Origin of the sequence: Streptomyces sp. WAC 04229 (assembly GCF_003947455.1) — a bacterium.
Classification (GTDB): domain Bacteria; phylum Actinomycetota; class Actinomycetes; order Streptomycetales; family Streptomycetaceae; genus Streptomyces.
In genome coordinates, this window is the sequence record NZ_QHJH01000237.1 from 1 (window position 1) to 10,445 (window position 10,445).

Sequence of the window (10,445 nt, forward strand, 5' to 3'; positions counted from 1 at the left end):
CACCCACCCGCTACACGGCCCCGGCCCCGGTCAGTGACCGCACCTCCGTCTCGGCGTGCTTGGCCTCGTCCGGGACCTCCGGCGAGGTGACCGTGCCCAGCCAGCCGGCGAGGAAGCCCAGGGGGATCGAGACCAGACCCGGGTTCTGCAGCGGGAAGTACTGGAAGTCGACGTCCGGGAAGAGCGACTGCGGGCCCCCCGACACCACCGGGGACAGCAGCACGAGCACCACCGCCGGGACCAGGCCGCCGTAGACGGCCCACACCGCTCCGCGCGTGGTGAAGCCGCGCCAGAACAGCGAGTAGAGCAGCACGGGCAGGTTTGCGGAGGCGGCGACGGCAAAGGCGAGGCCCACCAGGAACGCGACGTTGAGGTCGCGGGCGAGCAGGCCGAGTCCGATCGCCACGGCACCGATCCCGACAGCGGCGATCCGCGCCACGGCGACCTCGCCGCGCGGCTCCGTCTCGCGGCGGCGCAGGGACGCGTAGAGGTCGTGGGCCACGGACGCGGAGGACGCGAGGGTGATGCCGGCGACCACCGCGAGGATGGTGGCGAAGGCGATGGCGGCGACGACCGCGAACAGCACCGTCCCGCCGGTGGAGCCCGCACCGCCGCCCAGGTCGAGGGCGAGCAGCGGGACCGCCGTGTTGCCGGCCGCGTTGGACGCGCGCACGGCGTCCGGTCCGACCAGGGCGGCGGCGCCGAAGCCGAGCACGATCGTCATCAGGTAGAAGCCGCCGATGAGTCCGATCGACCACACGACGGACCGCCGCGCCGCGCGGGCCGTGGGCACCGTGTAGAAGCGGGACAGGATGTGCGGCAGCCCGGCCGTGCCCAGCACCAGGGCCAGCCCCAGGCTGATGAAGTCGAAGCGGGAGGTCCAGTCCGCGCCGTACGCCAGCCCCGGCGCCAGGAACGCCTCACCGTGGCCACTGCGTTCGGCCGCCGTGCGCAACAGCCGGTCGACGTCGCCCTGGAAGCGCACCAGGACGAGCGTGGTCAGGGCCACGGTGCCGCCGAGCAGCAGCACCGCCTTCACGATCTGAATCCAGGTGGTGGCGCGCATCCCGCCCAGCGACACGTAGATCACCATCAGGGCGCCGACGCCGATGACGGTCCAGGTCCGCGCCGCCTCGGTGGTGCCGCCGAGCAGCAGGGCGACCAGACTGCCCGCGCCGACCATCTGCGCCACCAGGTACAGGACGGACACGGTGACCGAGGACGCCCCTGCCGCTATCCGCACCGGCCGCTCCCGCATCCTGGAGGCCACGACGTCGGCGAGGGTGAACCTGCCGCAGTTGCGCACCAGTTCGGCGACGAGGAACAGCACGACGAGCCAGGCCACCAGAAAGCCCACCGAGTACAGCATGCCGTCGTAGCCGTAGAGCGCGATGAGCCCCGAGATGCCGAGGAAGGACGCGGCCGACATGTAGTCGCCCGCGATGGCAAAACCATTCTCCATCGGTGAGAAGAGGCGGCCGCCCGCGTAGAACTCCTCCGCCGACCCCTGCCGGTGGCGGCTCACCCACGTGGTGATGCCCAGCGTGACGGCGACGAACGTGCTGAACAGCAGCAGCGCCAGCGTCTGGTGGTCGCCGGTCATGACGCGCCACCCCGCACGCCGCGGGTCAGTTCCTGGGTGTCCCAGCGCAGTTCGAGCGCGGCCCGGTCCCTGCGCAGCCGGGCATGCCGGGCGTACGCCCAGGTGAGCAGGAAGGTGGTGAGGAACTGCCCGAGCCCCGCGACCATCGCCACGTTCACCGCTCCCGCCACCTGACGGGCCATCAGCTCGGGCGCCGTGGTGGCGGTCACCACGTAGGCGAGGTACCAGACGAGGAAGGCGGCGACCGCCGGCACCACGAACCTCCGGTACCGGCTGCGCACCTCCTGGAAGGCGGGGCTGCGCTGCACCTCCAGGTACACCTCGGCCGCACCCCGGGACGGTTCCCCGGCCGGTTCCCTGCGCATCCCCGGCAGTGCCGGCTCCGGGGGCCCGGCATCCGCGGACTCACCCCAGCCGGAGGCGAGCGCGTCGTACCACGGGTCGTCGTACCGGATGTCGTCGTACCGGAGGGCCGGGGGCGTGTCGACGTATGCCCGGTCCGGCACGGCGCGGGGGTCGACCGCGCTTTCGGCACCACTCCCGGCCCCGCGGGAACGGTCATTGCTTGACTGCATGCCCAAGGATGGACAGAACGGGAAGATCCCCGACTCTTCTTCCCTAACCGCTTCACCCCATCAGGTGACTCAACCCCTGGGTGGCGGGACCAGCCCCTCCCCGAAGGCGTAACGCGCCGCCTGAGCACGGTCCTTGAGCCCCTCATGGAGGAGTTGCGCCACCGCCGCGGACGCCCCTTGGCCGAGCAGGCGACGGAGCGCCTCCTTGGAAGGCCGTTTCGTCCGGACGTGCTCCGTCACGCGGGGTCGCTCCGAGTGGGCCGGGATCATGGGTGGAGCCCGGAACGGCCGGGAACTCGCCCCATGGGTGGCAAACCGGCACCGGGCCCGGATACGGATCCCGGGCCCGGCTTCAACGGCTGAGCGTGGTCACGCGTCGATGCGCGACCGGTCCAGCGTCGCCGCCGAGTTGGAGATGAACTCCTTGCGCGGCGCGACGTCATTGCCCATCAGCAGGTCGAAGACCTGCTCGGCGGATTCCAGGTCGGTCAGGTTGATCCGGCGCAGCGTGCGGCGCCGGGGGTCCATGGTCGTCTCCGCGAGCTGGTCGGCGTCCATCTCACCCAGACCCTTGTACCGCTGGATGGAGTCCTTGTACCGGATGTTCTTGCTCTGGAACTCCATGAGCCTGTCCCGCAGCTCGCGGTCCGAGTACGTGTAGACGTACTTGTCCTGGCCCTTCTTCGGCTGGATCAGCTCGATGCGGTGCAGCGGCGGCACCGCGGCGAAGACCCGGCCGGCCTCCACCATGGGCCGCATGTAGCGGTGGAACAGGGTGAGCAGCAGGGTGCGGATGTGGGAGCCGTCGACATCGGCGTCGGTCATCATGATGATCTTGCCGTAGCGGGCCGCGTCGATGTCGAAGGTGCGGCCGGACCCCGCTCCTATGACCTGGATGATCGCACCGCACTCGGCGTTCTTGAGCATGTCGGTCACGGACGACTTCTGTACGTTGAGGATCTTGCCGCGGATCGGCAGCAGCGCCTGGAACTCCGAATTCCGGGCGAGCTTCGCCGTACCGAGCGCGGAGTCTCCCTCGACGATGAACAGCTCGCTGCGGTCGACGTCGTCGCTGCGGCAGTCCGCGAGCTTCGCCGGCAGCGAGGAGGACTCCAGGGCCGTCTTACGGCGCTGTGCGTCCTTGTGCTGTCGGGCGGCGATCCGGGTCCGCGCCGCGGCGACGGCCTTCTCCATCACCACGCGGGCCTGCTGCGCGGCGTCCCGCTTGGTCGAGGTCAGGAACGCCTTGAGTTCCTTGGTGATGACGTTGTTCACGATCCGGCGGGCCGCCGAGGTGCCGAGGACCTCCTTGGTCTGGCCCTCGAACTGCGGCTCCGCGAGCCGGACCGTGACGACCGCCGTGAGCCCTTCCAGGGCGTCGTCCTTGACCACGTCGTCCTCGGCGACGCGCAGCATCTTCTTGGTCCGCAGCACCTCGTTCATCGTCCTCGTCACCGCCTGCTCGAAGCCGGCGACGTGGGTGCCGCCCTTCGGGGTGGCGATGATGTTGACGAAGGACCGGAGCGTGGTGTCGTAGCCGGTGCCCCAGCGCATGGCGACGTCGACGCCGAGGTCGCGGGTGACCTCGGTGGGCGTCATCTGGCCGTGCTCGTCGAGCACCGGGACCGTCTCCTTGAAGCTGCCCTGACCGCTGAAGCGGAGGACGTCGCAGACAGGCCGGTCAGCGGCCAGGAACTCGCAGAACTCGCTGATGCCGCCGTCGAAGCGGAACGACTCCTCGCCCTTGCTGCCGCCGTCACCGAGGCCGAGCTCGTCCCGGACCACGATGGTCAGTCCGGGCACCAGGAAAGCGGTCTGCCGGGCCCGCTGGTGCAGCGTGTCCAGGGAGAGCTTGGCGTCCTTGAGGAAGATCTGGCGGTCGGCCCAGTAGCGCACGCGCGTGCCACTGCGGGTCTTGGGGATCTTCTTGGCCTTACGGAGCCCGTTCTTGGCCTCGAACTTGGCGTCCGCACCCGTCCCCGCGAAGGCGCCGGGAACACCGCGCCGGAAGCTGATGGCGTGGGTGTGCCCGTCGCGGTCCACCTCGATGTCCAGGCGGGCGGACAGGGCGTTCACCACGGAGGCGCCGACGCCGTGCAGACCGCCGGAGGCGGCGTACGAGCCGCCGCCGAACTTGCCGCCGGCGTGCAGCTTGGTCATGACGACCTCGACGCCGGACAGGCCGGTCTTGGGCTCGACGTCGACGGGGATGCCCCGGCCGTTGTCACGGACCTCCACCGAACCGTCGTCGTGGAGGATCACTTCGATGTGGTCGCAGTAGTCGCCCAGGGCCTCGTCGACGGAGTTGTCGATGATCTCCCACAGGCAGTGCATCAGGCCGCGGCTGTCGGTGGATCCGATGTACATGCCCGGACGCTTGCGTACGGCCTCGAGCCCCTCGAGGACGAGCAGGTGCCGCGCGGTGTAGTTGGATCCGTCCCGGTCTGCTCCTGCCAGCAGCGCAGTGGACGGCACGGATGTCTCGGCGGTCACGCGGTTCGCTCCTCGCTGAATTTCAGATGGGGCCCCGCTGGGTAAGGGCGCGGCTCGGTTCACCGGTCAGAGGGTACCGAGCCCTGGTAGAGCCGTTGCAACGCCACCCTCGTCGCCGTCTCACCCTAGTCCAGAGTCGCATGCCTGTTCGATCCCTCGATGGGGTGAAGTACACATCACGTTCCCTTCGAGGCATGAACCATTTAGGCTCCGGGCACGTCCTCATGAACAAACCGGCAACCCAGCCGGCCGGACCGACACTGACCGACTGCGCGAACCCGTACGACACAGAGACACGCAATACGGCACATTCGCCGCCAATCGGCAACAGCCGGCCCCTCGGAAAGTTTTTTCGAGGAAAAGCCACGAGCGGGAACGTTTTGGGGCTGGTTGGATGTTGACCCTGGTACGACAGCTCGTCGAGCTAGAGAAGAGGCGACGTGACTACTGTTCTGACTTCCGCAAGCCCGCTGACGGCCGCCGATCGCTGCGACCGCTGCGGCGCCCAGGCATACCTGCGCGTCGTCCTGCTGAGCGGCGGAGAACTGCTCTTCTGCGCCCACCACGGGCGCAAGTTCGAGCCGGAACTCAAGAAGATCGCCGCTGAGATACAGGACGAGACGGAGCGGCTCACGGCCGTTCCGGCTTCTTCCCCCGAGGAAGAGCGCTGACACTGCGCGCCCGACGACGAGCCGAATCGGCGCTAGGCCGATGAACGGGCGGCCGCCTCCACACCAGGAGGCGGCCGCCCGTGCTCGTGCCCCAAGGGCCCTCAGCGGCCGTCAGGCGCCTCTCGCCCTCGCTCGGCGGCGCTGACGGCGGGCCTGTCCCAGCCGAGCGTCCGCAGCATCGAGGAGACGCGCGTGTACACCCCGGGACTGCCCGGGCGCCCGCAGCCGCTCCCCCAGGACACCAGGCCGATGAGCCTGCCCTGACCGACCAGCGGCCCCCCGCTGTCCCCCTGGCAGGCGTCCCGCCCGCCGGCGTCCTCGCCCGCGCAGAGCATGCCGCTCGCGAGGTAGCGCCCCTCGTCACTCCCCGGGTACGCCCTCTGACAGCTGGCGTCGGGCAGTACGCGCACGCGTGCCGCCCGCAGGCCGTTCGCGTAGTCCCCGGCCCCCGAGGCGTCCCCCCAGCCGTACACGAGCGCTCCCGTGTCCGGTGTGTAGGCCGGGTCGCCCTCGGCCGCCATCCCTATGACCGAGCCGGCGGGCAGGGCTTCGGAGAGGGTGAGTACCGCGAAGTCTCCGGCGTTGCTGGCGTCGTCGTGGCCCGGATTGACCCAGACGGCGCGGACGCGGATCTCCTGGCCCTGGTCGGACATCAGGTCCGTCCGGCCGGCGATGACCTTCAGGTCGTCCACCTGCTCCGGCGGCGAGCCGAGCACTTCCTCCCCCAGGCAGTGGGCGGCCGTGAGTACGGTGGTCCGGCCGACGGCCACTCCCCCGCAGAACTGTCCCGCCCGCGCACCTCCGAACCGGTCACGGCTGGACAGGGCGACGGTCCACGGGCTGTCGGAGACTTCGACCGGAAAGCCCCCGACGACGATGCTGTCGGCGGACGCGGGGGCGGCTGATCCCAGCGGTATCGCGGTCGCCGCGGCCGCCAGGACCAGCGGCCGGGCCAGTGCCCGGGAAAAGAGGCGACGCATGCAGGCTCCTCACTCCTAGGTGGTCGTGGGACACCCAGAGTGATCCAGTACGCCCGGACACGCACCCGCTGATCAACGCGAAGGCCCGGTTCCGCTGTGCCGGAACCGGGCCTTGTCGTTCGTACGACGAGTCCTAGTCGAGGTAGTCGCGCAGCACCTGGGAGCGCGACGGGTGACGCAGCTTCGACATGGTCTTGGACTCGATCTGGCGGATGCGCTCGCGCGTGACGCCGTACACCTTGCCGATCTCGTCGAGGGTCTTCGGCTGACCGTCGGTGAGACCGAAGCGCATGGAGACGACGCCCGCCTCGCGCTCGGACAGGGTGTCGAGAACGGAGTGCAGCTGCTCCTGCAGGAGGGTGAAGCTGACCGCGTCGGCCGGGACGACCGCCTCGGAGTCCTCGATGAGGTCACCGAACTCGCTGTCGCCGTCCTCGCCCAGCGGGGTGTGCAGCGAGATGGGCTCGCGACCGTACTTCTGGACCTCGATGACCTTCTCCGGGGTCATGTCGAGTTCCTTGGCCAGCTCCTCCGGGGTGGGCTCGCGGCCCAGGTCCTGGAGCATCTGGCGCTGCACACGGGCCAGCTTGTTGATGACCTCGACCATGTGCACCGGGATGCGGATGGTGCGGGCCTGGTCGGCCATCGCGCGGGTGATCGCCTGGCGGATCCACCAGGTGGCGTACGTGGAGAACTTGTAGCCCTTGGTGTAGTCGAACTTCTCCACCGCGCGGATCAGACCGAGGTTGCCCTCCTGGATGAGGTCCAGGAAGAGCATGCCGCGGCCGGTGTAGCGCTTGGCCAGGGAGACCACCAGGCGGAGGTTGGCCTCCAGGAGGTGGTTCTTGGCGCGGCGCCCGTCCTCGGCGATGATCTCCAGCTCACGCTTGAGCTTGGGCGCGAGCTTGTCGGAGTTCGCCAGCTTGTCCTCGGCGAACAGGCCGGCCTCGATGCGCTTGGCGAGCTCGACCTCCTGCTCGGCGTTGAGAAGGGGGACCTTGCCGATCTGCTTCAGGTAGTCCTTGACCGGGTCGGCGGTGGCACCGGCCGCGGCGACCTGCTGGGCCGGGGCGTCGTCCTCGTCGTCGTCGGACAGCACGAAGCCCGCGTTCTCGGTGCCCTCGGGCTCCTCCGTCGCGGCCTTCGGCTCCTCGATCGCCTCGTCCTCGGGAAGCTCGCCGTCTTCCTTCTTGGCGGTCGTCTTCTTGGCCGCGGTCTTCTTGGCGGTCGTCTTCTTGACCGCCGCCTTCTTGGCGGTGGTCTTCTTGGCCGCCGTCTTCTTGGCGGGCGCCTCCGCCTCTTCGTCGACGGCGGGCTCGGGGGCGGGCGCCGTCGGGGTGGCGGGAGCGGCGGCCTTCCTGCCGGGCACCGCCTTCGCCGCGACCGCCTTCGTGGCGGTGCGCTTGGCGGGGCTCTTCGCTGCGACGCTCTTTCGGGTGCGCTTGGGCTCTGCGGCACTGACCATCAGCGTCACACCCTCTTCCTCGAGGATCTGGTTGAGGCTGCGCAGTACGTTCTTCCACTGAGTGGCCGGAATCTGGTCAGCTTCGAAGGCCCGACGCACGTCGTCGCCGGCGATCTGCCCCTCAGCCTTTCCCCGCTCAATGAGCGCCATGACAGAGACGGACTCGGCGATCTCCGGCGGGAGCGTACGGGATGTGCTGGCCGACACGAACAACCTCTCGGATGGTTGGAAAACGGCTTCCGGCTCCGTCCACGACGGACTGGAACCGACCACCGGCTTGGGGATGGGCCGACGGTGCGGGCGGCGCCGGGGGAGATGCACAGCGCCGTGAACGGCGCCCGTATTCCCTCCTCGGCTGTCACCTCTTAGGTCATCGTGTTGTTCCCAGGAGCGTTACGCCCAATCCGCGTGGCCCGAGTCACACCCCGTAAGCAGTCAAAATCGGTCATAAACGGGTAAACAATGCCATCGGCTCGCACGATTCGAGCGAGCGAGGAGGTTCAGCCTCTCATCACACGGTCGGACCCCGTGGCGTCACGGAGGACTCCACGGGGTCCGACGGTGGCGGCGTTCGCCCGGTCACTGCCACAGGAGGGGTTTGGCGTGCCCGGACCGCGCCGTTCCGGCGGGACGGGGTCAGTGCTCGCGGGGGGCGGGCACCACGCGTTCCACCTCGGGGTGGGCGGTCAGAAGCTGGCGCATGGCGGCCTCGGCCGCCGCGCCGTCGCCCGCGGCGAGGGCGTCGACGATCCTGCCGTGCTGGGCCAGGGAGACGTCGTTCGGCCGGTCACAGCCCGTGACCGGACCTCCGGAGACGTGGAGGGCCGCGGAGACGATACCCGAGAGGTGGTCCAGCATGCGGTTCCCGGCGACCTGGATGAGCAGTGTGTGGAACTCGGCGTCGGCGCGCGAGAAAGTCAGCGCGTCACCCTGCCCCATGGCATGGCCCATGATCCCGACCATGTCCGACAGGCGCTGCTGGACGTCCTCGCGCCCGTGCCCGGCGGCCAGGCGCGCGGCGAGCGGCTCGATCGTCCAGCGCAGCTCGCTCAGCTCGCGGCGCTGATCGTCGCGCTGCGGCCCGAAGGCACGCCATTCGATGATGTCGGGGTCGAGGAGGTTCCAGTCGCTCACGGGGCGCACGCGCGTGCCCACGTTCGGGCGCGCACTGACCAGGCCCTTGGCCTCCAGCACCCGGAGCGACTCCCGGACCACGGTGCGGGACACCTCGAAACGCTGGCCGATCTCCTCGGGCACCAGCGGGCGGTCGGCACCGAGGTCACCCGAAACGATCATCTGGCCAAGCTGCTGGACGAGTTGCCCGTGCAGTCCGCGGCCACGGTTGCCCGCGGTGCGCCGGCCCACGCGCCCCAGCTCGGGTTCCACCCCTTCCCAGGAGGGCGTCCCGACGCGGTCGACGGCGGGCGTCTCCGCGTAGGGGTAGCGGTCGAGTTCGCCCGGGTTCGCGAGGCCGGAGTCGGCGGAGCGGGCGGCGGTCATCATGGTGTGCGCAAGGGTACTCACGCATCCTTTGTCGGCGCCGTTCCCAACTCCCTTGAGGTCTTTGGTGAAAAGCACACGAAAGGGTGATCGCTCACCCCGTCGCAATTGACGCCTTATCGGAAAGAAATGGGCTTTCCCCGGGGACTTGCGCGCAGGGTCGGACCGGAAGAGCGCGGCGACCGTCACCGGACCCTGCTGCGCAGGGTCGTGAGCAGGAAGGCGCAGAGCAGAGCGGTCAGCGACAACGTCATTGCGCCGCCCACCGGTTGGACGACGACGCGCAGCACCTCTGCCACATAGCGCTCGCCCCCGAACGGCCACTGCGTCAGGAGGACCTCGCGCACCCGCAACGGAAGGCCGGCCGCGGTCCGTACGTCCGGACCCTCCCAGACCTTCTGTACGACCGGCACGACGACGACCGGAACGGCGACCACCGCGGCGAGTCCGGCGGTGGTGGAACGGAAGAGACCCGCGGCGAGCACACCGGACCAGGCGCACCCGACGACGAGCCCGGCCCAACCGACGCCCAGCACGGACCAGTCCGCGGGAATTCGCGCGAGTTCTCGCCCGTAGAACAGATGGAGCACTTCGGCGTTGGAGCCGGCGGTCAGGGCGGCCAGCACGAGTGCGACGGCGGCGGACACGAGCAGTTTCGCGGTCAGCAGCCCCAGCCTGCGCGGCACGGTGCCGCGGTCCGCCGCCAGGGCGGGGTGGCGGAACTCGTCACCGAAGGCGAGCGCCCCGAGCAGCCCCGCGCCGAGCGCCGCGGGCGGCAGGGGCAGTTCCCGCGGCCAAGCCGCCAGGAGCCGCGCCTGGGGGGTGTGGCCGACCCGCGCGAGGACCACTGCCATGACGGCGGACACGACGAGCACGACGGCGCCGATGACGAACCCGGTGCTGATGCCGGCCACACGCCGGATCTCGTAGCGGAGCGGACGGAGCGGGCTGGGGGCGGAGCGCACGGAGATGGGTGGCGGAAGCACGGATGCCGCACCGGGGGTGAGGGCGGCGTACGTGCGCTGGGTGGGCCGGGGCCGGCCGGTGGCGCCGGGAATCGCGGGGGGCGTGGGAGCCACGGGAGCTTCGACGGCGGTGGCCTCGGCGACTTCGGAACGCCGGTTGCCGGCGGGGGGCGTCCGGTCGTCACTCGTGGAG

The 10,445-nt window shown here is 70.0% G+C and carries 7 protein-coding genes and 1 pseudogene; 1 reads left to right on the forward strand and 7 read right to left on the reverse strand.

The annotated features are described in order from the left end of the window. Positions 1 to 10: 10 nt before the first annotated feature. From DMH12_RS34480 to DMH12_RS34490, 3 genes are all read right to left on the reverse strand, one after another. Positions 11 to 1,603, reverse strand: coding sequence for a cation acetate symporter (locus tag DMH12_RS34480; protein WP_125495273.1), 1,593 nt, complete (start codon positions 1,601 to 1,603; stop codon positions 11 to 13). Further along, complete coding sequence (locus DMH12_RS34485; RefSeq protein ID WP_125495274.1) at positions 1,600 to 2,178, reverse strand: DUF485 domain-containing protein; 579 nt, start codon at positions 2,176 to 2,178, stop codon at positions 1,600 to 1,602. Before DMH12_RS34485 ends, DMH12_RS34480 begins: the two co-directional genes overlap by 4 nt. A gap of 369 nt (positions 2,179 to 2,547) precedes the next feature. After that, a complete protein-coding gene (locus DMH12_RS34490) occupies positions 2,548 to 4,671 on the reverse strand; it encodes a type IIA DNA topoisomerase subunit B (RefSeq protein WP_125495275.1) in 2,124 nt (707 codons plus the stop codon). Between the two features lie 440 nt (positions 4,672 to 5,111). Here DMH12_RS34490 and DMH12_RS34495 point away from each other — a divergent pair, with 440 nt between their 5' ends. Then, positions 5,112 to 5,342 carry a hypothetical protein gene (locus tag DMH12_RS34495; protein ID WP_122618489.1) on the forward strand — a complete coding sequence of 77 codons (231 nt, stop codon included), beginning with the start codon at positions 5,112 to 5,114 and terminating at the stop codon, positions 5,340 to 5,342. A gap of 101 nt (positions 5,343 to 5,443) precedes the next feature. Here DMH12_RS34495 and DMH12_RS34500 read toward each other — a convergent pair whose 3' ends face one another. The 4 genes and pseudogenes from DMH12_RS34500 to DMH12_RS34515 form a co-directional block, all read right to left on the reverse strand. After that, a complete protein-coding gene (locus DMH12_RS34500) occupies positions 5,444 to 6,322 on the reverse strand; it encodes a trypsin-like serine protease (protein ID WP_125495276.1) in 879 nt (292 codons plus the stop codon). Between the two features lie 133 nt (positions 6,323 to 6,455). Next, positions 6,456 to 7,994, reverse strand: coding sequence for an RNA polymerase sigma factor (locus DMH12_RS34505; protein ID WP_125495277.1), 1,539 nt, complete (start codon positions 7,992 to 7,994; stop codon positions 6,456 to 6,458). Between the two features lie 429 nt (positions 7,995 to 8,423). Next, positions 8,424 to 9,311, reverse strand: a complete 888-nt coding sequence (whiH, locus tag DMH12_RS34510) for a sporulation transcriptional regulator WhiH (protein WP_125495278.1) — start codon at positions 9,309 to 9,311, stop codon at positions 8,424 to 8,426. A gap of 161 nt (positions 9,312 to 9,472) precedes the next feature. Then, positions 9,473 to 10,445: pseudogene (locus DMH12_RS34515) on the reverse strand (ABC transporter ATP-binding protein); the annotation flags it as partial.

Excerpts from the sequence above, each read along its gene's own strand:
- DMH12_RS34480 (WP_125495273.1), bottom strand. The coding sequence starts at position 1,603 with ATGACCGGCGACCACCAGACGCTGGCGCTGCTGCTGTTCAGCACGTTC.
- DMH12_RS34485 (WP_125495274.1), bottom strand. The coding sequence starts at position 2,178 with ATGCAGTCAAGCAATGACCGTTCCCGCGGGGCCGGGAGTGGTGCCGAA.
- DMH12_RS34500 (WP_125495276.1), bottom strand. The coding sequence starts at position 6,322 with ATGCGTCGCCTCTTTTCCCGGGCACTGGCCCGGCCGCTGGTCCTGGCG.